Raw genomic sequence first — 23,646 nt, 5'->3', positions numbered from 1 at the left:
ACATGAGCATCACGGATACGACTCTTGCCGAAGCGGAGATCCTGCTGGCCCAGCCACGCGGGTTCTGCGCCGGCGTCGACCGGGCGATCGAGATCGTCGAGCGGGCCATCAAGCTGTATGGCTCGCCGATCTACGTGCGTCACGAAATCGTCCATAACGCCTATGTGGTCGAAGACCTGCGCAAGAAGGGCGCGATCTTCATCGAGAATCTGGACGAAGTGCCGGCGGGCAACACGGTGATCTTTAGCGCGCACGGCGTGTCGAAGGCCGTGCGCTCGGAGGCCGAGTCGCGCGGGCTGCGGGTATACGACGCCACCTGTCCGCTCGTGACCAAGGTGCATATCGAAGTCGCGAAGATGCGCCAGGACGGTTTCGACATCGTGATGATCGGCCACAAGGGCCACCCGGAAGTCGAAGGCACGATGGGCCAGGCGGCCGAGGGCATGCATCTCGTCGAGGACATCGAGGATGTGCAGGCGTTGCAGCTCGCCGATCCCGAGCGGATCGCGTTTGTCACGCAAACCACGCTGTCGGTCGACGACGCCGCCGAGATCATCGGCGCGCTAAAGGCCAAGTACCCGTCCATCCGTGAGCCAAAGAAGCAGGACATCTGCTACGCCACGCAGAATCGCCAGGACGCCGTGAAGTTCATGGCGCCGCAGTGCGACGTCGTGATTGTGGTCGGCAGTCCCAACAGCTCGAATTCGAACCGCTTGCGCGAGCTCGCCGAGAAGCTCGGCGTGCCAGCCTATATGGTCGATTCGCCCGATCAGATCGATCCGGTCTGGGTCGAGGGCAAGCACCGCATCGGCGTGACGGCTGGTGCGTCCGCGCCGGAGGTGCTGGCCCAAGCTGTAATCGCGCGTCTGCGCGAACTGGGTGTGCGCAACGTGCGCGCGCTCGAGGGCATCGAGGAGAACATCGCGTTCCCGCTGCCGCGCGGGCTCGGTCTGCCTGCCTGACAATCCGTTAGCATCGCTGAAAGGAAAGCGCGCCCCGAGGGCGCGCTTTTTTTATGGCTCAAGCCCGGTGATCGTCCAGGTAAATTAGGTGCCAGATCCGACGAATTTGTCCGGTTCGATGATCTCGCGCAGAAATTATTTTGAAACGTGATCAGGTCTTTTATTGATTTTCAAGCGATGCAGCCCCGTTTTAAGCTCACTACCGTGCCACGGCAAAATTAATCATGCACTGACTTAGTGCAAGCGAGCGAGCGCGCGCTCAAACGTCATACCGACGCAAAGCCTGCCCTATCCTGCATCCAGACCGATCGGCCGCAACACTTGATGCCATCGGGCTCTGTGACGGTGCAACTGGTGCGCGAAAACGGGTAGCAACCGGGTTGCGCTTTTTGCGTCATTTCAGTCTCCGATTCAGGTTGCAATGCAGGAAAACCCCACCGGTTCAACAATATTGCCACCCGCATAATTGGAGTTACAATGCGCGCGTTCTCAAGGCCTTCAGGTCCCGAACAATGGATTTTGCAAGGCGCAGGAGACCTTACTTGATGCGAGTCAAATTTGCTTACGCCGTGTCCATCGCGGCCGCGGTTGCGATGCTGACCGCGTGCGGCAAGAAACAGGATGGCGAAGCGGGAACGGGCGCATCGGCGGCTTCGGCCGCGGCGGTCGCCGCCGCGAGCGAAGCGACTATCGTGAAGATCGGTCATGCGGCCCCGTTGACGGGCGGCATCGCGCACCTGGGCAAGGACAACGAAAATGGGGCGCGCCTCGCGGTCGAGGAAATCAACGCGCAAGGTCTGACGATCGACGGTCGCAAGATCCAGTTGCAGCTAGACGCGCAGGACGATGCGGCGGACCCGAAAACCGGCACCGCCGTCGCGCAGAAGCTGGTCGACGATCACGTGGTCGCGGTGATCGGGCACCTGAACTCCGGCGTCTCGATTCCGGCGTCGAAGATCTATAGCGACGCGAACATCGTGGAGATCTCGCCGTCGTCGACGAATCCGGCCTACACACAGCAGGGGTTCAAGACGACCTACCGCGTGGTCGCGACCGACGCGCAGCAGGGTCCGGCGCTCGCCAATTACGCGACGAAGGCGATGGGCGCCAAACGCATCGCGGTCGTGGACGATGCGACCGCCTACGGCAAGGGTCTCGCGGACGAGTTCGCGAAGACCGCCGAGGCGAGCGGCGCGAAGATCGTCGCGCGCGAGGCGACGAACGACAAGGCCACGGATTTCCGGGCCATTCTCACGAAGATCAAGAGTGTTCAGCCGGACGCCATCATGTTCGGCGGCATGGACGCGACGGGCGGGCCGTTCACGAAGCAGGCGGCGGCGCTCGATATCAGGGCAAAAATCCTTGGCGGCGACGGTGTGTGTACCGACAAGGTAGGTGAGCTGGCGGGTACCGCCGTGCAAAACCTGGTCTGTTCGGAAGCAGGACTGGCGCTTTCGAAAATGGACAAGGGAGCGGACTTCGAAAAGAAGTACGAGGACCGTTTCCACACGCCGGTGCAGATTTACGCGCCGTTCACGTATGACGCTGTGTATGTGATCGTCGATGCAATGAAGCGCGCTAATTCTATCGAGGCGCCCAAGGTGCTGGCTGCGATGCCTTCGACCGATTACAACGGGGTAATCGGCCACATCGCGTTCGACGACAAGGGTGATTTGAAAGAGGGCGCCATTACGCTTTACGACTTCAAGGACGGCAAGAAAGCAGTGCTCGACGTCGTAAAGATGTGATGACGGGAAGTTCGGCCTGACGGCACCGACACCATCCAACGGTGCCGTTTTTGCATCCGCCCAAGGGGCGCTCGCGACCGCATCACGGTCGTCAGGGCAAGCCGGCAGCGGATAACCCTTACCGGTCTTTTACATCAGTACCCGCAGTGCCGTTGAGATTCGTAGCGCATCACCGCCCACCGGCAGATGAAAAACGCGAATCCAGTCGCACGGGCTAAGGAGCATTAAATGGATATCTTCATCCAGCAGATCCTGAATGGACTGGTGCTTGGCAGTGTCTACGCCATCATCGCACTGGGCTATACGATGGTTTACGGCATTCTGGGCATCATCAACTTCGCTCACGGCGACGTGTTGATGGTGGGCGCGATGGTTGCGCTCTCCGCCATAGGTGTGCTGCAGAACCACTTCCCCGGCCTCGGCAATGTGCTGACGCTCGTCATCGCGTTGATCATCGCGGCGGCGGTCTGCGCGGTGGTCGGCTACACGATCGAGCGGGTCGCCTACCGGCCGTTGCGGCGCGCACCGCGTCTCGCGCCGCTGATCACCGCGATCGGTGTGTCGATTCTGCTGCAGACGCTCGCGATGATGATCTGGTCGCGCAATCCGCTGCCGTTCCCGCAGCTGTTGCCCACCGACCCGATCAACGTGATCAAGGCGACCGACACGACGCCCGGCGCCGTGATCTCGATGACCGAAATCGTGATCATCGTGGTGGCGTTCCTCGTGATGGGCGGCCTGCTGCTGCTCGTGCACAAGACCAGGCTCGGCCGTGCAATGCGCGCGATCGCCGAAAACCCGAACGTCGCGAGCCTGATGGGTGTGAGCCCGAACTTCGTGATTTCGGCGACCTTCATGATCGGCTCGGCGCTGGCTGCGCTCGCCGGCGTGATGATCGCGTCCGAATACGGCAACGCGCACTTCTACATGGGCTTCATCCCTGGCCTTAAGGCCTTTACCGCGGCGGTGCTGGGCGGTATCGGCAATCTCGGCGGCGCGATGGTCGGCGGTGTGCTCCTCGGCCTGATCGAGCAGTTGGGCGCCGGCTATATCGGCAACCTCACGGGCGGCGTGTTCGGTAGTAACTACCAGGACGTGTTCGCGTTCATCGTGCTGATCGTCGTGCTCGTGTTCCGTCCGTCGGGTCTGCTCGGCGAACGTGTCGCGGATCGCGCCTGATCCCGGGCCACAAGGAGTCAACAATCATGACCTCAATTCAACCGATCGAGCCGTCCACGACGCTCATCCCCGAAAAGAACCGCACGAAGACGCTGACCATCGGCATCCTCACGGCGATCTTCGTGATCGCCGCGCCGATGGTGATCGGCGCGGCGGGCGGCAACTACTGGGTCCGCGTGCTCGACTTCGCGATGCTGTACGTGATGCTCGCGCTGGGCCTGAACGTGGTGGTGGGCTTTGCCGGCCTGCTGGACCTGGGCTACATCGCGTTCTACGCGATCGGCGCCTACGTCGCGGCGCTGCTGAGCTCGCCGCACCTCGCGACGCAATTCGAGTGGATCGCGCATCTCGCGCCGAACGGCATCCACGTGCCGATCTGGATCATCGTGCCGATCGCGATGGCGATCGCCGCGATGTTCGGGATTCTGCTCGGTGCGCCGACGCTGCGACTGCGGGGCGACTACCTCGCGATCGTGACCCTCGGCTTCGGGGAAATCGTGCGGATCTTCATGAATAACCTCGACCGTCCGGTGAACATCACCAACGGCCCGAAGGGGATCACGGGGATCGACCCGGTGCAGGTCGGCGGCTTCAGCCTCGCGCAGACGCACACGCTGTTCGGCATGCAGTTCCCGTCGGTGTACCTGTACTACTACCTGTTCGTGCTGTGCGCGCTGCTCGTGATCTGGACGTGTACGCGTCTGCAGCATTCGCGTATAGGCCGCGCGTGGGCCGCGATCCGCGAAGACGAAATCGCCGCCAAGGCGATGGGCATCAATACCCGTAACGTCAAGCTGCTCGCGTTCGCGATGGGCGCGTCGTTCGGCGGCCTGTCGGGCGCGATGTTCGGCTCGTTCCAGGGCTTCGTGTCACCGGAATCGTTCACGTTCTGGGAGTCGGTCGTGGTGCTCGCCTGCGTGGTGCTCGGCGGCATGGGCCACATTCCGGGCGTGATCCTCGGCGCGGTGCTGCTGGCGGTGTTCCCCGAGTTTCTGCGCTCGACGATGGGTCCGCTGCAGAACATGATCTTCGGCCATGAAATCGTCGATACCGAAGTGATCCGTCAGTTGCTGTACGGTCTCGCGATGGTCGTGATCATGCTGTATCGCTCGGAAGGCCTGTGGCCCGCGCCGAAGCACGAAGACAAGATTGCGAAACTGGCGAAGCGTAGCGGCAAGAAGCCGGTGCGCGCATAAGGTCCGGTGGAGATAAAGACATGAGCGATAACGTAAGCAACAATGCGGCGATCCGTCTGTCGGTGAAGGGCGTCAACAAGCGCTTCGGCGGCCTGCAGGCGCTTTCCGAGGTCGGCCTGCAGATCCGCGCGGGCGAGATCTACGGTCTGATCGGCCCGAACGGCGCCGGCAAAACCACCTTCTTCAATGTGATCACGGGTCTGTACACGCCGGATTCAGGCGAGTTCAAGCTCGACGGCGAGAACTACACGCCGACCGCGGTCTATCAGGTCGCGAAGGCGGGCATCGCGCGCACGTTCCAGAACATCCGTCTGTTCGGCGGCATGACCGCGCTCGAAAACGTGATGGTCGGCCGTCATGTGCGCACGAAGCACGGTCTGCTCGGCGCGGTGTTCCAGACGCCGGCCGAACGCCAGGAAGAGCGCGAGATCAAGGAACGCGCGCTCGAACTGCTCGACTACGTCGGCATCACGCAGTACGCGGACTACACGTCGCGCAACCTGTCGTACGGCCACCAGCGTCGTCTGGAGATCGCGCGTGCATTGGCGACCGATCCGAAGCTGCTCGCGCTCGACGAACCGGCGGCCGGCATGAACGCCACCGAGAAGGTCGAGCTGACCAGGCTGCTCGACAAGATCCGCGCGGACGGCAGGACGATTCTGCTGATCGAACACGATGTGAAGCTCGTGATGGGCCTGTGCAACCAGATGACGGTGCTCGACTACGGCAAGGTGATTGCGCAGGGTCTGCCGCAGGACGTGCAGAAGGATGCGAAGGTGATCGAAGCTTATCTGGGTGCGGGGGTCCACTGATGTCCACGACGCAAGCAATGTTGAAAATCAAGGGCCTGCAGGTCAACTACGGTGGCATCCAGGCGGTCAAGGGTGTCGACCTCGAAGTCGGGCAGGGCGAACTCGTCACGCTGATCGGCGCGAACGGCGCGGGCAAGACCACGACGATGAAGGCGATCACGGGCCTGAAGGCGTATGCGGGCGGCGACATCGAGTACATGGGTCAGTCGATCAAGGGGCTGCCGGCGCACGAGTTGCTCAAGCGCGGTCTCGCGATGGTGCCGGAAGGGCGTGGCATTTTCGCGCGCATGTCGATCGTCGAGAACATGCAGATGGGCGCGTATCTGCGCAACGATGAGGATGGCATCAAGTCGGACGTCGAGCGCATGTTCGGCTTCTTTCCGCGTCTGAAGGAACGCGCGACGCAATACGCGGGCACGCTGTCGGGCGGCGAGCAGCAGATGCTCGCGATGGCGCGCGCGATCATCTCGCGTCCCAAACTGTTGCTGCTCGACGAACCGTCGATGGGTCTGTCGCCGATCATGGTCGAGAAGATCTTCGAAGTGGTGCGCCTGATTTCGGGCGAAGGCATGACCGTGCTGCTCGTCGAGCAGAACGCGCGTCTCGCGCTGCAGGCGGCGAATCGCGGTTACGTGATGGACTCCGGTCTGATCACGATGTCGGGCGACGCGAAACAGATGCTCGACGATCCGAAGGTTCGGGCCGCCTATCTGGGTGAATGAGTGGGCGAATAAAGTAGGTGATGAGCAGGGCGCGTGCCATTCGCGTACACGTCCTGCTTGCAACGCGCCTCACGATGCAACGTCGTGGGGCGCGTTTTATTTTTTCGGTTGGAGCGTGAATTAAGGGAGTCGCCCGATAACCGCGCTGATTTCGTCTTTTGTGAACGCACGCAGCGTTTGAGAGCGGACATTGCCGGCCGAGCCGAGCGCGAAACCGAAGGCGAGGAAGCTCTGCTCGTCTGCCGCTTCGACGATCGAGACAACGTCGTATTCCCCCAAGGTCCAGTAGATCTGCTTCATTTCGCAGCCGAAAGTTTTCGCCATCTCTGCCGCCTGCCCGGCTCGCTGTGCGCTGTTCTTGATCGTGCGGATACCCTGATCCGTAAATTGCAGGAGCACCACATAAGTCGCCATGAAGATTCCCCTTACGATTCCAACATGTTGGGACTCGGACGCATGAGCCGCCCCGGCGAGGGTCCCGAATCGCCGCAAACCTGTCTTTCCAGCCCCGGCGTCGTCTCGTGCGTAAACGAGTTTAGACAATCCACCTGCCCGCCATCCGCTGTTTGTCCGAATCCGCCGATATCTGCCGCTCGTTGGAGAACCATTGAAAAGGCCGCATACGCCAATCAGCGCATGCGGCCTTTTTAATCAGGCGTGCGACGCGAATCAAGCCGCCGGAGCCGCGTCCGCGTATTCGCCGAGCCGCTTGCCGAGACTGATCACCGCATCGGCGCGATAACCGAGCGCATCGTAGAACGCGCGCACCTCAGGCGTCGCCGACGATAGCACCTGCAGATTCAGCTTCGGACAACCCAGCTTCGTCAACTCGCTCTCGACGTGCGCGACGAGTCGCGTTCCGATGCCATGACGCCGCAGCGATGCGTCGACCGCTAGCGAATACAGCCAGCCGCGGTGTCCGTCATAGCCGCCCATCACGGTACCGACGATTCGGCCCTCGAGCACCGCGACGAAGAACAGCTCCGGCTGCGTCGCGAGCTTGTTCGCGATCGACAGACGCGGATTGCGCTGCGGTCTCGTCACATCCCGATACTCGGGAAAAACCGCCTGCCATAGCGCGATCACCGCTTCGGTATCGCTCGCGTCGAAGCGGCGGATCGACAGCGTCGTGTTCGTCGTCACCGGTGCGCTCCGTGGTTGATTACAGCGAGTCGAGAACCGAGCGCAGCATCGCCAGCATCTGGTCGATCTCTTCGGTCGTCACGTTAAGCGCCGGCATGAAGCGCAGCAGATTCGGACGTGCGGCGTTCAGCAGCACGCCGTCGGGTTGCATGTCGCGCGCCTTCTCGACGATCTGGTTGCCGATGTCCTTGCCGAGCAGCAGCGCGCGCAGCAGACCCTCGCCGCGCTCGCCCTTGAAGCCGCGCTCTTCGGACAGCTCGAGCAGCTTCGTGCGCAGATATTCGCCACGCGAGCGCACGCCTTCGAGAAAGCCCGGCGCCGTCAGCTGCGAAATCACCGAGTAGCCGACCGCGGTCATCAGCGGATTGCCGTTGTAGGTGCCGCCCTGGTCGCCCGCTTCGAACACGGCGATTTCCGCCTTCGACAGCAGCGCCGCGAGCGGCACGCCGCCGCCGATGCCCTTGCCGAGCGTCATGATGTCCGGCTCGACGCCCGACAGCTGATACGCGAACAGCGTGCCGGCACGACCGCAGCCGCTTTGCACTTCATCGACGATCAGCAGGATGTCGTGTTTTTTCGTCAGCTCGCGCAGTTGCTGCATGAACTCGCGGGACGCGGGGATCACGCCGCCTTCGCCCTGGATCGGCTCGAGCATCACTGCGACGGTCTTCGCGTTGATCAGCTTTTCCACCGACGCGATGTCGTTCAGGTCCGCCTTCGGGAAGCCCGGCACCTGCGGCGCATAGATCGTGTCCCAGCCGGGCTTGCCGCTGGCCGACATCGTCGCGAGCGTGCGGCCGTGGAAGCTGTGATCGAACGTGATGATCTCGAACGCGCCGTTCTTGAACTTTCTGCCCCACTTGCGCGCGAGCTTGATCGCGCCTTCGTTCGCCTCGGCGCCGCTGTTCGCGAAGAACACCTTGTCGAAGCAACTGTGTTGCGTGAGCAGGTCCGCGAGCTTTGCCATCGGCTCGTTGTAGAACGCCGGCGACGGGTTGATCAGCAGCCTGGCCTGCTGGTTCAGCGCTTCGATCATGCCGTCGTTGCAGTGGCCGAGGCTGTTGACCGCCCAGCCCTGAATGAAATCCAGGTAGCGCTTGCCGTTGCTGTCGTAAATCCACGAGCCTTTGCCATGCGTGAAAACGATTTCGGGCCGGTTCGTGATGTACATCAGCGAATCGATTGGATACTCATTGAAATTCATGACGGCAGGCTCCAGGGCAAAAGGGTGAGAGCAATGTGAAGAAACGGTGACGGTTTGGCCAACGAAACTCGGCCGGAAAAACAGAAAAGCCACGGCATGCCGTGGCTTTCATGATTCGAACAGCTTGCGCCCAGGTTTGTGTGTGGCGCGAGTCCGTGACGAAGCCAGCGGCGTCCCTAGGGGAGCGGCGAGCGGCGACGTCGGAGTTCGGACTGGATGCGGTTCATGCGCGAAAGAATACGATAAGAAAAGTGCTGGTGTAAACCATGAATTTGCCCTGGCGCCGCATCGAGGCGAATTTGCCGACACGTCGCGACATTGACATGTTCGGCGCGAACGGCCCACGCGAGCGCTCATTCAAGCGCGCGGGCGGGCCGTTTGCCGCGGTGCGATCAGACCGCGTTCGCGAGATCGGCCGCGCTCGTGAACGAGTCCGCGTAGAACTCGTCTTCCGGCAGCTGGTGATGCTGCGTGAAGTCGCGCAGCGCCGATTCAACCATCACCGGCGCGCCGCACGCATACATCTGGTAGGCCGACAGGTCGGGCAGATCTTCGATCACCGCGCGATGCACGAAGCCCGTGCGGCCCGTCCACGCGTCGCTTGCGTCGGGCTCGGAGAGCACCGGCACGAACTTGAAGTTCGGAATCTCGCGCGCCCACTGTTCGGCGAGTTCGAGCAGATACAGGTCTTTCTTGCGGCGCGCGCCCCAGTAGAGCGTCATGGGCCGCGTGATGTTCTTGAACACCGCATGCTCGACGATCGCCTTCAGCGGCGCGAAGCCGGTGCCCGACGCCAGCAGCACGATCGGCTTGTCCGAGTCTTCGCGCAGGAAGAATGTGCCGAGCGGCGCCTCGAAGCGCAGGATGTCGCGCTCCTTCATCGTGTTGAACACGTGATCGGTGAAGGCGCCGCCGGGCATGTGGCGAATGTGCAGCTCGATCGGGCCCTCGACGTGCGGCGCGTTCGCCATCGAATAGCTGCGGCGCTTGCCGTCCTTCAGGATGAATTCGAGGTACTGGCCGGCCAGATATTGCAGACGTTCGTTGGCGGGCAGTTGCAGCTTCACGACGATCACGTCGTCGGCCTTGCGCTCGATCGCGTTCACGCGGCATGGCAGCTTCTTGATCTGCACGTCACCGACGCCGGCCACTTCGCGGATGTCGACTTCGAGATCGGAGCACGCGGTCGCGCAGCACAGCAGCGCCATGCCGCGCGTCTTTTCGTCGTTCGACAACGCCGACGACGAGTGCGCGCGCTGCTCGACCTCGCCGCTCACGACCGTGCCCTTGCACGAACCGCACGCGCCGTTCTTGCACCCGTACGGCAGGCCGACGCCTTGACGCAGGGCCGCGGAGAGCACCGGTTCGTCCTGTTCTACCTGAAATTGCCGGCCGGTTTGCCGGAGCGTGACGTTAAATGCCATAAAGTGTTCGGAATCGAAAAGTCGGAATCGTAATCGGACCCGCCGGACCAACCGCGCGGTACCTGTTGCGTATGACCGCTACAATGCGTCCACCATGAAAGCGACACGACACTTGCGCCGGCCGCGCGTGCTGATCGTAGGATGCGGCGACGTCGGCATGCGCTGCGTGCCTCTATTGCGGCCGCGCGCGCACGTCTTCGCGTTGACGAGCCATGCCGGGCGCTGCGACGAGTTGCGCGCCGCCGGCGTGACGCCGCTCGTCGGCGATCTCGACGCGCGCCGCAGCCTCAAACGGCTCGCGCGCCTCGCGCCGACAGTGCTGCATCTCGCGCCGCCACAGAAGTCCGGCGACGATGATCGACGCACTCGCGCACTGTTGGCGACGCTAGGTGCCGCGGGCCGCATTGGCGCTTGCGCGGCAAGGTCGTCCGTGGTGCCCATCGCGCGGCTGCGCCGTGCGCGCGCCTCAGTTCGGGACGCTGAAGCGCCCAATATTGTACCCGACGGGGTGCGCCGGGCCGGCGCTTCGCGCGCACCGGTGCGCATCGTTTACGCGAGCACGACGGGCGTCTATGGCGATTGCGGCGGCGCGTGGATCGACGAGACACGCGCGACGCGTCCCGCGAATGCGCGCGCCACGCGACGCGTGTCCGCCGAGCGGCAGTTGCGGCGCGCGACCGCGCGTGGCAGCGTCGCCGCGAGCATCGCGAGGATTCCGGGCATCTATGCGCGCAACCGGCTGCCGCTCGCGCGGCTCGAAAAAGGCACGCCGGCGCTCGTCGATGCCGACGACGTGTACACGAATCACATCCACGCCGACGACCTCGCCGCGATCCTCGTGCGTCTTGCCACGCATGGGCGACCCGGGCGCGCACTGCACGCCTCCGATGATTCGTCGCTGAAGATGGGGCAGTATTTCGACGCGGTCGCCGACGCGTTCGGGCTCGCGCGTGCGCCGCGCATCACGCGCGTGCAGGCGGAGCAGCAGATCGACCCGATGCTGCTGTCGTTCATGCGCGAGTCGCGCCGGCTCTTGAACCGGCGTCTGAAGGAAGAGTTGCGGATGCGTCTGCGCTATCCGAGCGTCGACGATTTTTTGCGCGAAACCGTGGGCAAGGGCGGCCAGGCCGCACCGCATTAAGCCGCCGCGCAAAACGCGCCAGGCGGTCCACCCGGCATCAGGTCAGCGACGGCAGCACTTCCAGCAACAGAAAACACAGCATGCCGCCGAGCAGCGCGCCGATCAGATTCGGATGGTACTTGTGCCGCAGCCGCATGATCACCAGCGATCCGCCAACCAGCAGCAGCGCAAACCAGATAAACGCAAACATCGCGTGCGAAAACGCCATCGTGCCGGCGATATGCATGGCGCGCCTCCTCGAAGCCTTTGTAGTCGTTTATTCAAGCAAGTATAGGGCGACATGCATGCCACGGCATGCTGCATCGCCACCGCCTATGTGCGCCGCACCGCAATGCGCGCGGGCTTTCTGCGGCGCATCAAGGGCTTAGACCGGCACTCGCTGCGCGGTAGTCGTTTACCCGGCCCGCAGCGCGGCGAGGCCCGCTTCGTCGAGCCATTGCCATGCGCCGGGCGCGAGTGCCGCGGGCAGCGCGAGCCCGCCGATCCGCTCGCGATGCAGCGCCTCGCAGCGGTTGCCCGAGGCCGCGATCATCCGTTTGACCTGGTGGTATTTGCCTTCGAGCACGGTGAGCGCGAGCGTGTGAGTGTCGCGCGCCTCGGCGTCGAGCGCGGCGCTCGGGCTGATCTCGCCGTGCAGCAGCACGCCGTCGCGCAGCGCGGCAAGCTGCGCGTCGTCGAGCGGATGGCGCGTGGTCGCGATGTAGCGCTTCGGCACCTTGCGTTTCGGCGACGTGAACTGATGCACGAACTTGCCGTCGTCCGAGAGCAGCAAGAGGCCCGTGGTGTCCTGATCGAGACGGCCGACACACTGCACGCCGCGCTCGGCGAACTGCGGCGGCAGCAGGCTGAACACGCTCAGGTGATGCTGCGGATCGCGCGAGCATTCGTAGCCGACGGGCTTGTTCAGCAGCAGATACGCGTGCTCGCGATACGGCCATTCGACGCCGTCGACGCTAAAGCGCAACGCGCCGCTGTCAGTGGCGAAATCGGCATCGGCATCGGTGCGGATAGCGCCGTCTACGCAGACGCGGCCGGCGCCGATCAGCGCGCGGCATTGGCGACGCGAACCGAAACCTTGAGTAAAGAGAATACTTTCGAGATTCATGGCGAGCGAAGAATAACACCGCAAGAACCGGAGCGCCCCGCGGGCCCGTAGCGTCGACGATGGATGCGTCACGTCAACCTCGGGAGTGCCTCGATGTCCGCCACGTCTTCCGCTTCGCCGTTTTCATCTTCCACCGCGCAACGTCTGCCCCGCGCGTTCCAGCGCCTCGCCTGGTCGAACCTGTGCGCGCAATCGGCCGAGCAGATCAGCCTCGCCGCCGCGCCGCTCGTCGCGGTGTTCGCGCTCGGCGCCAACGCACGCGACACCGGACTGCTGCAAACCGTGCAGACGCTGCCGTTCCTGTTGCTGTCGATGCCGCTCGGCGTATGGGCCGACCGCCGCTCGCGCCGCGTGCTGATGACGCTGGCCGAAAGCGTGCGCGTCTGCGCGATGCTGTGCGTGCTGCTGCTCGTGCTCACGCATGCGCTGAATCTGCCGCTGCTCGGCGCGCTCGGCTTCGTCGCCGCGACCGGCACGGTCGCCTACAACGTCGCGGCGCCGTCGCTGGTGCCGTCGATCGTGTCGCGCGAGCTCTATGCGAACGCGAACGGCCGGCTCGAACTCGCGCGCAGCGTCGCGTACTCGGCCGGGCCGGCGCTGGGCGGCGCGCTGGTCGGCTGGATCGGCGCGGGTTGGGCGTATGGCGGCGCGGTGGTGTTGTCGGCGTTCGCGGTCGCGTTGCTGGCGGGATTGCGGGAGCCGCCGCGGGCGGCTACGCCGCGGCGGCACTTCATGCTGGAGCTGCGCGACGGCACGCGCTTTGTGCTGCGCGATCCGCTGCTGCTGCCGATGCTGCTCACCGCCGTGTTCTTCAATCTCGGCTTCTTCATCCTGCAGGCGGTCTATGTGCCGTATGCGGTGCATCGGCTGGGGCTCAATGCATCGGCGGTCGGCGTGACGCTCGGCGCGTACGGCGTCGGCATGGTGTGCGGCGCGCTCGCCGCGCCCGCGGTCGCGCGGCGTCTCGCGTTCGGCCGTCTGCTGATCGTCGGACCGTCGTGCGGCCTGCTGGCATCGCTCGTGATGGCAGCGACGCTCGTCGTTCCATCGTTCTGGCTCGCGCTCGCGAGCTTCTACCTGCTCGGCGCGGGACCGATCCTGTGGGTCGTCGGCTCGACGACGCTGCGTCAGGCGATCACGCCGGAACGGATGATCGGCCGCGTGTCCGCGCTGATCAGCACCGCCACCTACGGTGCGCGGCCGGTGGGCGCGCTGCTCGGCGCCGCGCTCAGCGCGCGCTGGAGCATCGACGTGTGCCTGATCGCGGCGGCGTTCGCGTTTGCCGTGCAGGCGCTGATCATCGTGATGTCGCCGGCGGCGCGGCTCATGGGCATCCCCGAGCAGAGCGCGGCGGCGTGCTGAGCACGGTGAAAACCCTCGAAACGATGAAAATGAATTTTTTTTGGCGTGGGTTTCATGTAAATATTCTTTCATCCGATACGCATTGAACAGCCACGCCGGTCCGTTCGCATGATCCATCACTCGTCCGCTGTGCCGAACCCCGCCGAGCAGGCCATTGCCACGCGCATCACCGCCGCGATGCCGACGCTCACGCCGATCCACCAGCGCATGGGCGAGTACGTGCTGGCCCATCTGTTCCGTGCGGCGACGATGCGTATCGACGAACTGGCGAGCGTGGTCGGCGCGTCGGTCGCGAGCGCGAACCGGTTTGCGCGCGCGCTCGGCTTCGACGGTTATCCGCAGTTTCGCGAGGCGCTCGTGCGTGGCTTCGAGGCGACGCTCGCGCCGGTCGAGCGGCTGCGCAGCGCGCAGGAAACGCTCGCGGCCGGTGACGATCTGATCGACGCGTCGCTCGAGCAGGCCGCCAACAATCTGCAGACGACGCGTACGTCGATCGATCGCGCGAGCGCCGACGCCGCCGTCGACGCGATCATCGCCGCGCGCCGCGTGTTCGTGATCGGCTTCGGCGCCAGCGCGTTTCTGGCGAGCCTGATGGAGCACGGCCTGAGCCCGTATCACGACAACGTGCATTCGCTGGCGCTGATCGGCGGGCCGTCGCATGCGGCGCGGCACCTGGTGCGCTCGGGTGCGGGCGATCTCGTGATCGGCATCGCGTTTCCGCGCTATGTCGAGGACACGATCGAGCTCGTGCGCCGCGCGTCCGAACGCGGCGCGCGCGTGCTGGCGCTCACCGACGGTCCACGCTCGCCGCTCGTGCAGTGCGCGGACCTGGCGCTGTATGTGCGCACCGACCGGCGTCTTGCGTCGAATGCCGATTCGGCCGTGCTCGCGGTCATCGAGGCGTTGTGCGACGCGGTTGCGTATCGCGCGCAACGCTCGGTCAAGGCGGCCGCGGAGGTCAGCGAGTTCGTGCTGCCGTGGCTGTTCGATCCGCAGTCCGGCGCGGCCGGCGCCGCGCAGGCCGACAACGCCAAAGCCAAAGCCAAAGCCAAAAGCATGAAAGCCAGCGATACCGAAGCAAAAGCCAGCACTGCAGCCCGCCCTGCCCGAACCAACCGCACTCCACGATCCAAACGATGAACTCCAACGCAGTCATTGCCATTCACGGCGGGGCAGGGACGATCCTGCGCGCGTCGATGTCGGCCAGCGCCGAAACCGAATATCACGCGGCGCTCAATGCGGTGCTGAGCGCCGGCCAGCGCGTGCTCGCCGATGGCGGCAGCGCGCTCGACGCGGTCAGCGAAGCGGTGCGGCTGCTTGAAGACTGCGCGCTGTTCAACGCGGGTCACGGCGCGGTCTACACGGCGGCCGGCACGCACGAGCTCGACGCCGCGATCATGGATGGCCGCACGCTCGACGCGGGCGCGGTCTGCTGCGTGAAGCGTGTGCGCAATCCGGTTCTTGCCGCGCGCCGCGTGCTCGAGCGCAGCGACCACGTGCTGTTCACCGGTGAAGGCGCAGAGGCGTTCGCGGCCGCGCAGGGTCTCGAACTCGTCGACAACGGCTACTTCGATACCGACGCGCGCTATCGCCAATGGCAGCTCGCGCGCGAGCTGCAGCGTCCGATGCTTGATCACGACGCCGCGACGCTCGCGTGCGCGGCTTCGAGCAACGACGAGCCGACGCCGCACGAGCCGATCGATCCGAACCGCAAGTTCGGCACCGTCGGAGCGGTCGCGCTCGACCGCCACGGGCATCTCGCCGCGGCGACCTCGACCGGCGGCGTGACTAACAAGCAGGTGGGCCGCGTCGGCGACACGCCGCTGATCGGCGCGGGTTGCTACGCGGACGACGCGACCTGCGCGGTGTCGACTACCGGCTCCGGCGAAATGTTCATGCGCATGGTCGCCGCCTATGACGTCGCCGCGCAGATGGCCTATCGCCAGGTCTCGCTCGAACAGGCCGCCCACGACGTCGTGATGAACCGCCTGCCGAAGATCGACGGACGGGGCGGACTCGTCGCCGTCGACGTGCAGGGCAACGTCACGCTGCCGTTCAATACCGAAGGCATGTACCGCGGTTTCGCGCGGTTGGGCGAAGCGCCCGTGACGGCGATCTATCGCTAGCCACCGGCGGGCGTCGCCACCTGGCCTGAAGCCCTTGAAGCCCTGTTAGCCGCGTTCGAATTCAAAGCAAAGGAATCACCGTGCCGACTTCCTCGCACACCGCCCGCCCGCTTATCGAAACCCTGCCGCCGCGTCGCGTGCTCGCGGTCGACGATCTGACGGTCGCGTTCCGCCACGGCGACGCAAGCTTCAACGCGGTGCGCAACCTGTCGTTCACGGTCGAGCGCGGCGAGACGCTCGCGATCGTCGGCGAATCGGGCTCGGGCAAGTCGGTCACGTCGCTCGCGCTGATGCGCCTGATCGAGCATGGCGGCGGGCGTGTTGCCGGCGGCAGCATCGCGTTCCGGCGGCGCGACGGCAGCGTGCTCGATCTCGCGAAGGCGTCGTCCGGCACGATGCGCACGGTTCGCGGCGCCGACATCGCGATGATTTTCCAGGAGCCGATGACCTCGCTCAATCCGGTCTTCACGGTCGGCGATCAGATCAGCGAGGCGATCGCGTTGCACCAGGGCAAGAGCCGCGAGGCCGCGCGGGCCGAAAGCTTGCGTCTGCTCGCACTGGTTCGCATTCCCGAGGCGAAACGCGTGGCGGCGCGTTTCCCGCATCAGCTGTCGGGCGGTATGCGCCAGCGCGTGATGATTGCGATGGCGTTGTCGTGCAAGCCCGCGCTGCTGATCGCCGACGAGCCGACCACCGCGCTCGACGTGACGATCCAGGCGCAGATTCTGCAACTGATCCGCGGCCTGCAGGACGAGATGGACATGGGCGTGATCTTCATCACGCACGACATGGGCGTGGTCGCCGAAGTGGCCGACCGCGTGCTCGTGATGTATCGCGGCGACAAGGTCGAGGAGGGTGCGTCGAACACGCTGTTCGCCGCGCCATCGCATCCGTACACGAAGGCGCTGCTCGCGGCGGTGCCGCGGCTCGGCTCGATGCAGGGCACCGATCAGCCCGCGCGCTTCCCGATCCTGAGCGTCGAGCAGGCCGGTGCGAACGGCGCCGATGCCGCGGTGCAGCCCGCCGCGGCCGTCGCCGAAGTAGCGCAGCCTCCGGTGCGCGACGACACGCCGCCAATTCTGCGCGTGCGCGATCTGGTCACGCGATTTCCGGTTCGCAGCGGCCTGTTCGGCCGCATGACGGGCCGCGTGCATGCGGTCGAAAAAGTCAGCTTCGACCTGCGGCCCGGCGAGACGCTCGCGCTGGTCGGCGAATCGGGCTGCGGCAAGTCGACCACGGGCCGCTCGCTGCTGCGGCTGGTCGAAAGTCAGAGCGGCTCGATCGAATTCGCTGGCAAGGAAATCAGCGCGCTGAGCGGGCCCGCATTGCAGGCGCTGCGCCGCGATATCCAGTTTATTTTCCAGGACCCGTTCGCGTCGTTGAATCCGCGCTTGACCGTCGGCTTCTCGATCATGGAGCCGCTGCTCGTGCATGGTGTCGCGCAGGGTGCAGAGGCGCAGGCGCGCGTCGCGTGGCTGCTCGAGAAAGTCGGCTTGCCGGCCGAGGCCGCGCGCCGCTATCCGCACGAGTTCTCGGGCGGCCAGCGTCAGCGTATCGCGATTGCCCGTGCGCTCGCGCTGAATCCCAAAGTCGTGATCGCCGACGAATCGGTGTCCGCGCTCGACGTCTCCGTGCAGGCGCAGATCGTCAATCTGATGCTCGATCTGCAGCGCGAACTCGGCGTCGCGTATCTGTTCATTTCGCACGACATGGCGGTCGTCGAGCGCGTGTGTCATCGCGTCGCGGTGATGTATCTCGGCCAGATCGTCGAGATCGGGCCGCGCCGCGCGGTGTTCGAGGCGCCGCGGCATCCGTACACGAAGAAGCTGATGAGCGCGGTGCCGGTCGCCGATCCCGCGCGACGTCACGCGCAGCGCATGCTCGCCGCCGACGATATTCCGAGCCCGATTCGCGCGCTGCACGACGAGCCGGTCGTCGCGCCGCTCGTCGCGGTGGGACCGGATCACTTCGTCGCGCAGCATCGCGTCGGCGGCGCCTATTGAGCGAAGCACCAACCATAACGACTTCGTCACACCCTCAACTCGCAGCCTGGAGCAACCTCATGAACCTGCTGTTCCCGTCCTCTTCGTTTCGTTTGCGCGCGCTCGTCAGCGGCGGCGCGGTGGTGTTCGCGATGCTCGCGGGCAATCTGGCGCACGCTGAAACCACGGCCGTGATGGCCGTCGCGTCGACCTTTACGTCGCTCGATCCGTACGACGCGAACGACACGCTGTCGCAGGCGGTCGCGAAGTCGTTCTATCAGGGGCTGTTCGGCTTCGACAAGGACATGAAGCTCGTCAACGTGCTCGCCGACAGCTATGAGGCGAGCCCCGACGCGCGCGTCTATACGATCAAGCTGCGCCATGGCGTGAAGTTCCAGGACGGCACCGACTTCAACGCGGCCGCGGTGAAGGCGAACTTCGACCGCGTGACCGATCCGGCGAACAAGCTGAAGCGCTACAACATGTTCAGCCGCATCGAGAAGACCGAGGTCGTCGATCCGTACACGGTGCGCATCACGCTGAAGACGCCCTTCTCGGCGTTCATCAACGTGCTCGCGCATCCGTCGGCGGTGATGATTTCGCCGGACGCACTGAAAAAGTACGGCAAGGACATCGCGTTTCATCCGGTCGGCACGGGTCCGTTCGAACTCGTGAAGTGGGACCCGGCCGGCGACCTGACCGTGAAGAAGTTCGCCGGCTACTGGAAGAAGGGTTATCCGAAGATCGATGCGATCGACTGGAAGCCGGTCGTCGACAACAACACGCGCGCCGCGCTGATGCGTACCGGCGAAGCGGACTTCGCGTTCCAGGTGCCGTTCGAACAGGCCGCGCAACTGCAGTCGAGCCCGAAGGTCGACCTGATCGCGGCGCCGTCGATCATCGAGCGCTACATCAGCATGAACATGAACCAGAAGCCGTTCGACAATCCGAAGGTGCGTGAAGCGCTGAACTACGCGGTCAACAAGGAAGCGCTGACCAAGGTCGCGTTCGCCGGTTACGCGACGCCGGCCGACGGCGTGGTGCCGCAGGGCGTCGACTATGCGGTCAAGCTCGGACCCTGGCCGTACGATCCGGCCAAGGCGCGCGAACTGCTGAAGGAAGCGGGCTACCCGAACGGTTTCGAAACCACGCTGTGGTCCGCGTATAACTACTCGACTGCGCAGAAGGTGATCCAGTTCGTGCAGCAGCAGCTCGCGCAGGTCGGCATCAAGGCGAGCGTCGAAGCGCTCGAAGCGGGTCAGCGCGTCGCCAAGGTCGAAAGCGCGCAGGACCCGGCGACCGCGCCGGTGCGCATGTACTACGCGGGCTGGTCGTCGTCGACCGGTGAAGCGGACTGGGCGATCAGCCCGCTGCTCGCGGGCTACTCGATCCCGCCGAAGATGGTCAACACGTCGTACTACAGGAGCGACGCGGTCGACAACGATCTGAAGCAGGCGCTCGAAACCACCGACCGCACCCAGAAGGCCGCGCTCTACGCCGACGCGCAGAAGCACATCTGGGCCGACGCGCCGTGGATCTTCCTCGTCAAGGAGAAGGTCGTGTACGCGCGCAGCAAGCGTCTGTCGGGCGCTTACGTCGCGCCGGACGGCTCGTTCAACTTCGACGAGATCGCGATCAAGTGATGAGCTGACGAGGCGGCATGCGCAGGCGGCGGTTCGCGCCGCCGCCGCGCCGCCGCCGCACACGATTCCTCGTTGCCCGCATCATTTGCCGCTTATTTGCCGGATTGGGTTTCATGCTGAACTTCCTCGTCAAACGTCTGCTAGGCCTGCTGCCGACGCTGTTCATCGTCGCCGTGCTGGTGTTCCTGTTCGTGCATCTGCTGCCGGGCGATCCGGCGCGGCTCGCCGCCGGCCCCGAAGCGGACGAGGCGACCGTCGCGCTAGTGCGCTCCGACCTCGGCCTCGACAGGCCGCTGCCGCAGCAGTTCGTCCGTTTCTTCTGGCGGATGGCGCATGGCGACTTCGGCATGTCGACGCGCAGCAAGCGGCCGGTGAGCCAGGAGATCGCGGAACGCTTCTTCCCGACGCTGTGGCTGACGATCGCGAGCATGGTGTGGGCGGTCGTGATCGGCATGGCGATCGGCATCGCGTCGGCGGTGTGGCGCAACCGCTGGCCGGACCGGCTCGGCATGACGCTCGCGGTATCGGGCATTTCGTTTCCGGCATTCGCGCTCGGCATGCTGCTGATGGAGGTCTTCTCGGTGCAGCTCGGCTGGCTGCCGATCGTCGGCGATGGTTCGTGGCGCAGCTACGTGCTGCCGTCGCTGACGCTCGGCGCGGCGGTCGCGGCGGTGATGGCGCGCTTCACGCGGGCGTCGTTCGTCGAAGTGATGCACGAGGACTTCGTGCGCACCGCGCGTGCGAAGGGCGTGCCCGAGCGGCTCGTGATCATCAAGCACTGCCTGCGCAATGCGCTGATTCCCGTCGTTACGATGATGGGTTTGCAGTTCGGCTTTCTGCTCGGCGGCTCGATCGTCGTCGAAGTGGTGTTCAACTGGCCGGGCCTGGGCCGGTTGCTCGTCGATGCGGTGTCGATGCGCGACTATCCGATCATCCAGGCCGAGGTGCTGTTGTTCTCGCTCGAATTCATCATCATCAACCTGATCGTCGACGTGCTGTACGCGGTGATCAACCCGACCATCCGCTTCAAGTGAGGTCCGCATGAGCACCACTGCCACCGGGCCGAATGCGGCCAATCCCGCTGCCTCCGAACGCGCGATCCGCACGCCGTGGAGCGAGTTCTGGCGCAAGTTCCGCAAGCAGCATGTCGCGATGGCCGCTGGCGTGTTCGTGCTGCTGCTGATCGTGATCGCGATCATCGCGCCGCAAATCGTGCCGTACGACCCCGAGAATTTCTTCGACTACGACGCGCTGAACGCGGGGCCTTCGGCCGCGCACTGGTTCGGCGTCGACTCGCTGGGCCGCGATATTTTCAGCCGCATTCTCGTCGGTTCGCGTATTTCGCTCGAGGCGGGCTTTCTGTCCGTCGCGATCGGCGCGGTGATCGGCACGTTCTTCGGCCTGCTTGCCGGTTACTACGAGGGCTGGTGGGATCGCATCACGATGCGCGTGGCCGACGTGCTGTTCGCGTTCCCCGGCATTCTGCTCGCGATCGGCGTGGTCGCGATTCTCGGCAACGGCATGATCAACGTGATCTGCGCCGTGGCGATCTTCAGCATTCCGGCGTTCGCGCGGCTCGTGCGCGGCAATACGCTGATGCTCAAGCAGCTCACCTATATCGAGGCGGCGCGCAGCATCGGCGCGTCGGACTGGACGATCATCATGCGGCACATTCTGCCGGGCACGATTTCATCGGTCATCGTGTATCTGACGATGCGCATCGGCACATCGATTATCACGGCGGCGAGCCTGTCGTTTCTCGGCCTCGGCGCACAGCCGCCGACGCCCGAGTGGGGCGCGATGCTCAACGAGGCGCGCGCCGACATGGTGACCGCGCCACATATCGCGCTGTTTCCGAGCCTCGCTATTTTTCTGACCGTGCTCGCGTTCAACCTGCTCGGCGACGGCCTGCGCGACGCGCTCGATCCGAAGCTGGATCGGCCATGAGCATCAGCAACCATTCGGCCGAGCGAGCGCCGCATATTGGCACGTTGCCGGCTGGACCGCTCGGCACGATCGCCGACGTGGACGGCGTGAGCGTCGGACATTGCACGCTTGCCGAAGGCGCGCTGCAAACCGGTGTGACCGTGATCCGGCCGCATCGCGGTGATCCGTTCGTTGACAAGGTGCCGGCCGCCGCGTCGGTGATCAACGGTTTCGGCAAGAGCATCGGGCTCCTGCAACTCGACGAACTCGGCACGCTGGAGACGCCGATCGCGCTGACCAACACGTTCAGCGTCGGCGTGCTCGCGCAGGCGCAGATCCGCGCGGCGATTCGCGCGAATCCGCGCATCGGCCGCGACTGGCCGACGGTCAATCCGCTCGTGTTCGAATGCAACGACGGCTACCTGAACGATATTCAGGCGCTTGCCGTTGCCGAACAGCACTTCAACGACGCATTCGACGCGGCCAGCGCGGACGTCGGGAGCGGCGCGCTCGGTGCGGGGCGCGGCATGTCGTGCTTCGATCTGAAGGGCGGCATCGGCACCGCGTCGCGCGTGCTGAGTGCGGCGGGTCGTGACTACACCGTTGGCGCGCTCGTGCTTGCCAACTTCGGCCGCCTGCCGATGCTGACGATCGACGGCACGCCGCTCGGCCGCATGCTGGCCGAACGGGCGGGCGCGGCAGAGGCTGCGAACGCTGTTGCTAATGCCGCCTCCGACAAACCCGAGCAAGGCTCGATCATCATGATCGTCGCGACCGATGCGCCGCTCGATGCGCGCCAGTTGAAACGGCTGTCGTTGCGCGCGGCGGCCGGTCTTGCGCGTACCGGCTCGGTGTACGGCCACGGCAGCGGCGATATCGCGCTGGCGTTTTCGACCGCTTACACGGTGCCGCAGGGCGCGGACTTCGTCGCGCTGCCGCCGCTGGTCGCGGATCACTGTATGGACCCGCTGTTTCGCGCCTGCGCCGACAGCGTCGAACAGGCGATCGTCGGCGCGTTGTGGCGCGCCGAATCCGTCACGGGTCGCGACGGCCATCGACGGCTGTCGCTGCGCGACAGCGTGCCGGGCCTTGCCCAACTACTGAGGAATGCCGCGCGATGAAAGTCCTGATCTCCACCGACATCGAAGGCATCGCCGGCGTCTTCCATGCCGAGCAGACGCGCGCGGGCAATGGCGAATACGAAGCCGCGCGACGCTGGATGACGCTCGAAGCCAACGCCGCAATCGAAGGCGCGTTCGCGGGCGGCGCGATCGACGTGTGGGTCAACGATTCGCACGGTGGCTTTCGCAACCTGCTGCCCGAGCTGCTCGATCCGCGCGCGCAAGTCGTGCTCGGCAAGCCGCGCACGCTCGGCATGATGGCCGGGCTCGAATACGGCGCGGCGCTCGTCTTCATGCTCGGCTATCACGCGAAGGCCCAAACGCGCGGCGTCCTCGCGCACACGATCAACAGCTTCGCGTTCGCGCGCGTCGCATTCGATGGCGTGGAGCTGGGCGAAGCCGGGCTGTACGGCGCGCTCGCTGAAGAATATGGCGCACGTGTAGTGCTCTTATCGGGTGACGACGTGTTCGCCGAGGAAACCGTGCCGCGTTTTCCAGACGCGCGTTTCGTCGTGACGAAGACCGCGACCGGCCAGTCCAGCGGCGTCACGCAGTCGCCCGCGAGCGTGCGCGAAGCGCTGCGGGCCGCCGCGTCCGACGTGGTCCGTCAGCAGGTCGAAGCGGGCCGCGCGCCTGCCGCGCCGCGCGCGCAGCCACAGCCGGTCGACTGCGAACTGCGCGTGCAAACGAGCGGGCTCGCCGATCTGTTCTGCCAATGGCCGACGCTCACGCGCGTCGATGGCGTGACACTGCGCTTCAGTGCGGCGTCGGCCGAGCATGCGGTGCGCATGCTGAACTGCCTGTCCGCGATGTCGTTCACGCTGCGCTGAGCCACGGGGCGTCGAGCCGC

The 23,646-nt window shown here is 65.0% G+C and carries 22 protein-coding genes; 16 read left to right on the top strand and 6 right to left on the bottom strand.

The features are described 5' to 3' along the window. The first annotated feature begins 2 nt into the window (after nt 1-2). The 6 genes from ispH to OKW43_RS29015 all read left to right on the top strand — a co-directional run bounded on the left by ispH (nt 3) and on the right by OKW43_RS29015 (nt 6,619). Nucleotides 3-962, top strand: a complete 960-nt coding sequence (gene ispH / locus OKW43_RS29040; RefSeq protein WP_187637176.1) for a 4-hydroxy-3-methylbut-2-enyl diphosphate reductase — start codon at nt 3-5, stop codon at nt 960-962. 545 nt (nt 963-1,507) lie between these two features. Then, nucleotides 1,508-2,710, top strand: a complete 1,203-nt coding sequence (locus OKW43_RS29035) for a branched-chain amino acid ABC transporter substrate-binding protein (RefSeq protein WP_187637175.1) — start codon at nt 1,508-1,510, stop codon at nt 2,708-2,710. A gap of 228 nt (nt 2,711-2,938) precedes the next feature. Then, nucleotides 2,939-3,889 carry a branched-chain amino acid ABC transporter permease gene (locus OKW43_RS29030; protein ID WP_187637174.1) on the top strand — a complete coding sequence of 317 codons (951 nt, stop codon included), beginning with the start codon at nt 2,939-2,941 and terminating at the stop codon, nt 3,887-3,889. 26 nt (nt 3,890-3,915) lie between these two features. After that, entirely contained in the window at nt 3,916-5,085 is a 1,170-nt protein-coding gene (locus OKW43_RS29025; RefSeq protein ID WP_429451222.1) for an ABC transporter permease subunit, read from the top strand. 20 nt (nt 5,086-5,105) lie between these two features. After that, nucleotides 5,106-5,897 carry an ABC transporter ATP-binding protein gene (locus OKW43_RS29020; protein ID WP_187637172.1) on the top strand — a complete coding sequence of 264 codons (792 nt, stop codon included), beginning with the start codon at nt 5,106-5,108 and terminating at the stop codon, nt 5,895-5,897. A 17-nt stretch (nt 5,898-5,914) separates the two neighbouring features. Further along, nucleotides 5,915-6,619 carry an ABC transporter ATP-binding protein gene (locus tag OKW43_RS29015; RefSeq protein ID WP_376776435.1) on the top strand — a complete coding sequence of 235 codons (705 nt, stop codon included), beginning with the start codon at nt 5,915-5,917 and terminating at the stop codon, nt 6,617-6,619. Nucleotides 6,620-6,739: 120 nt separating this feature from the next. Here OKW43_RS29015 and OKW43_RS29010 read toward each other — a convergent pair whose 3' ends face one another. From OKW43_RS29010 to OKW43_RS28995, 4 genes are all read right to left on the bottom strand, one after another. Continuing rightward, entirely contained in the window at nt 6,740-7,033 is a 294-nt protein-coding gene (locus tag OKW43_RS29010) for a GYD domain-containing protein (RefSeq protein ID WP_187637170.1), read from the bottom strand. Nucleotides 7,034-7,288: 255 nt separating this feature from the next. Further along, nucleotides 7,289-7,762 carry a GNAT family acetyltransferase gene (locus OKW43_RS29005; protein WP_187637169.1) on the bottom strand — a complete coding sequence of 158 codons (474 nt, stop codon included), beginning with the start codon at nt 7,760-7,762 and terminating at the stop codon, nt 7,289-7,291. 19 nt (nt 7,763-7,781) lie between these two features. Next, nucleotides 7,782-8,966, bottom strand: a complete 1,185-nt coding sequence (locus tag OKW43_RS29000) for an acetylornithine transaminase (RefSeq protein ID WP_429451219.1) — start codon at nt 8,964-8,966, stop codon at nt 7,782-7,784. A gap of 392 nt (nt 8,967-9,358) precedes the next feature. Then, a complete protein-coding gene (locus OKW43_RS28995; protein WP_429451217.1) occupies nt 9,359-10,390 on the bottom strand; it encodes a CDP-6-deoxy-delta-3,4-glucoseen reductase in 1,032 nt (343 codons plus the stop codon). Nucleotides 10,391-10,484: 94 nt separating this feature from the next. Here OKW43_RS28995 and OKW43_RS28990 point away from each other — a divergent pair, with 94 nt between their 5' ends. Continuing rightward, on the top strand, nt 10,485-11,531 hold the full coding sequence (locus OKW43_RS28990; protein ID WP_187637166.1) for an NAD-dependent epimerase/dehydratase family protein: 1,047 nt from the start codon (nt 10,485-10,487) through the stop codon (nt 11,529-11,531). A gap of 37 nt (nt 11,532-11,568) precedes the next feature. Here the strand turns inward: OKW43_RS28990 and OKW43_RS28985 are convergent, their stop codons facing one another. Beyond that, a complete protein-coding gene (locus tag OKW43_RS28985) occupies nt 11,569-11,757 on the bottom strand; it encodes a hypothetical protein (protein WP_187637165.1) in 189 nt (62 codons plus the stop codon). Nucleotides 11,758-11,925: 168 nt separating this feature from the next. Further along, the gene (locus tag OKW43_RS28980) at nt 11,926-12,636 is read right to left on the bottom strand and encodes a pseudouridine synthase (RefSeq protein ID WP_429451214.1); all 711 of its coding nucleotides are present in this window, start codon (nt 12,634-12,636) and stop codon (nt 11,926-11,928) included. A 93-nt stretch (nt 12,637-12,729) separates the two neighbouring features. Here OKW43_RS28980 and OKW43_RS28975 point away from each other — a divergent pair, with 93 nt between their 5' ends. The 9 genes from OKW43_RS28975 to OKW43_RS28935 all read left to right on the top strand — a co-directional run bounded on the left by OKW43_RS28975 (nt 12,730) and on the right by OKW43_RS28935 (nt 23,626). After that, a complete protein-coding gene (locus tag OKW43_RS28975) occupies nt 12,730-13,998 on the top strand; it encodes an MFS transporter (RefSeq protein WP_187637163.1) in 1,269 nt (422 codons plus the stop codon). A 108-nt stretch (nt 13,999-14,106) separates the two neighbouring features. Beyond that, nucleotides 14,107-15,138, top strand: a complete 1,032-nt coding sequence (locus OKW43_RS28970) for a MurR/RpiR family transcriptional regulator (protein WP_187637162.1) — start codon at nt 14,107-14,109, stop codon at nt 15,136-15,138. Continuing rightward, nucleotides 15,135-16,124 (top strand): isoaspartyl peptidase/L-asparaginase family protein, encoded by a 990-nt coding sequence (locus OKW43_RS28965; RefSeq protein WP_187637161.1) that lies wholly within the window; start codon nt 15,135-15,137, stop codon nt 16,122-16,124. Before OKW43_RS28970 ends, OKW43_RS28965 begins: the two co-directional genes overlap by 4 nt. 80 nt (nt 16,125-16,204) lie before the next feature. Continuing rightward, entirely contained in the window at nt 16,205-18,127 is a 1,923-nt protein-coding gene (locus OKW43_RS28960; protein ID WP_429451211.1) for a dipeptide ABC transporter ATP-binding protein, read from the top strand. A 59-nt stretch (nt 18,128-18,186) separates the two neighbouring features. Then, nucleotides 18,187-19,749 (top strand): glutathione ABC transporter substrate-binding protein GsiB, encoded by a 1,563-nt coding sequence (gsiB, locus tag OKW43_RS28955; protein WP_429451209.1) that lies wholly within the window; start codon nt 18,187-18,189, stop codon nt 19,747-19,749. A gap of 113 nt (nt 19,750-19,862) precedes the next feature. Then, nucleotides 19,863-20,783: a glutathione ABC transporter permease GsiC gene (gene gsiC, locus OKW43_RS28950; RefSeq protein ID WP_429451207.1), complete on the top strand. Its 921-nt coding sequence runs from the start codon at nt 19,863-19,865 to the stop codon at nt 20,781-20,783. A gap of 7 nt (nt 20,784-20,790) precedes the next feature. Then, nucleotides 20,791-21,696 (top strand): glutathione ABC transporter permease GsiD, encoded by a 906-nt coding sequence (gsiD, locus tag OKW43_RS28945; protein ID WP_429451205.1) that lies wholly within the window; start codon nt 20,791-20,793, stop codon nt 21,694-21,696. Then, the gene (locus tag OKW43_RS28940) at nt 21,693-22,796 is read left to right on the top strand and encodes a P1 family peptidase (protein ID WP_429451203.1); all 1,104 of its coding nucleotides are present in this window, start codon (nt 21,693-21,695) and stop codon (nt 22,794-22,796) included. The genes gsiD and OKW43_RS28940 overlap by 4 nt, the downstream gene beginning before the upstream one ends. Continuing rightward, on the top strand, nt 22,793-23,626 hold the full coding sequence (locus OKW43_RS28935; RefSeq protein WP_429451201.1) for a M55 family metallopeptidase: 834 nt from the start codon (nt 22,793-22,795) through the stop codon (nt 23,624-23,626). The genes OKW43_RS28940 and OKW43_RS28935 overlap by 4 nt, the downstream gene beginning before the upstream one ends. Nucleotides 23,627-23,646 lie beyond the last annotated feature (20 nt).

This window comes from Paraburkholderia sp. WC7.3g, from assembly GCF_050436345.1.
Classification (GTDB): domain Bacteria; phylum Pseudomonadota; class Gammaproteobacteria; order Burkholderiales; family Burkholderiaceae; genus Paraburkholderia; species Paraburkholderia podalyriae.
The sequence above is the reverse complement of the archived record's forward strand: the minus strand, read 5'-3'. Positions and strand labels throughout refer to the sequence as shown.

Excerpts from the sequence above, each read along its gene's own strand:
- ispH (WP_187637176.1), top strand. The coding sequence starts at position 3 with ATGAGCATCACGGATACGACTCTTGCCGAAGCGGAGATCCTGCTGGCC.
- OKW43_RS29035 (WP_187637175.1), top strand. The coding sequence starts at position 1,508 with ATGCGAGTCAAATTTGCTTACGCCGTGTCCATCGCGGCCGCGGTTGCG.
- OKW43_RS29030 (WP_187637174.1), top strand. The coding sequence starts at position 2,939 with ATGGATATCTTCATCCAGCAGATCCTGAATGGACTGGTGCTTGGCAGT.
- OKW43_RS29025 (WP_429451222.1), top strand. The coding sequence starts at position 3,916 with ATGACCTCAATTCAACCGATCGAGCCGTCCACGACGCTCATCCCCGAA.
- OKW43_RS29020 (WP_187637172.1), top strand. The coding sequence starts at position 5,106 with ATGAGCGATAACGTAAGCAACAATGCGGCGATCCGTCTGTCGGTGAAG.
- OKW43_RS29015 (WP_376776435.1), top strand. The coding sequence starts at position 5,915 with ATGTTGAAAATCAAGGGCCTGCAGGTCAACTACGGTGGCATCCAGGCG.
- OKW43_RS29010 (WP_187637170.1), bottom strand. The coding sequence starts at position 7,033 with ATGGCGACTTATGTGGTGCTCCTGCAATTTACGGATCAGGGTATCCGC.
- OKW43_RS29000 (WP_429451219.1), bottom strand. The coding sequence starts at position 8,966 with ATGAATTTCAATGAGTATCCAATCGATTCGCTGATGTACATCACGAAC.
- OKW43_RS28995 (WP_429451217.1), bottom strand. The coding sequence starts at position 10,390 with ATGGCATTTAACGTCACGCTCCGGCAAACCGGCCGGCAATTTCAGGTA.
- OKW43_RS28990 (WP_187637166.1), top strand. The coding sequence starts at position 10,485 with ATGAAAGCGACACGACACTTGCGCCGGCCGCGCGTGCTGATCGTAGGA.
- OKW43_RS28985 (WP_187637165.1), bottom strand. The coding sequence starts at position 11,757 with ATGCATATCGCCGGCACGATGGCGTTTTCGCACGCGATGTTTGCGTTT.
- OKW43_RS28980 (WP_429451214.1), bottom strand. The coding sequence starts at position 12,636 with ATGAATCTCGAAAGTATTCTCTTTACTCAAGGTTTCGGTTCGCGTCGC.
- OKW43_RS28975 (WP_187637163.1), top strand. The coding sequence starts at position 12,730 with ATGTCCGCCACGTCTTCCGCTTCGCCGTTTTCATCTTCCACCGCGCAA.
- OKW43_RS28970 (WP_187637162.1), top strand. The coding sequence starts at position 14,107 with ATGATCCATCACTCGTCCGCTGTGCCGAACCCCGCCGAGCAGGCCATT.
- OKW43_RS28965 (WP_187637161.1), top strand. The coding sequence starts at position 15,135 with ATGAACTCCAACGCAGTCATTGCCATTCACGGCGGGGCAGGGACGATC.
- gsiB (WP_429451209.1), top strand. The coding sequence starts at position 18,187 with ATGAACCTGCTGTTCCCGTCCTCTTCGTTTCGTTTGCGCGCGCTCGTC.
- gsiC (WP_429451207.1), top strand. The coding sequence starts at position 19,863 with ATGCTGAACTTCCTCGTCAAACGTCTGCTAGGCCTGCTGCCGACGCTG.
- gsiD (WP_429451205.1), top strand. The coding sequence starts at position 20,791 with ATGAGCACCACTGCCACCGGGCCGAATGCGGCCAATCCCGCTGCCTCC.
- OKW43_RS28940 (WP_429451203.1), top strand. The coding sequence starts at position 21,693 with ATGAGCATCAGCAACCATTCGGCCGAGCGAGCGCCGCATATTGGCACG.
- OKW43_RS28935 (WP_429451201.1), top strand. The coding sequence starts at position 22,793 with ATGAAAGTCCTGATCTCCACCGACATCGAAGGCATCGCCGGCGTCTTC.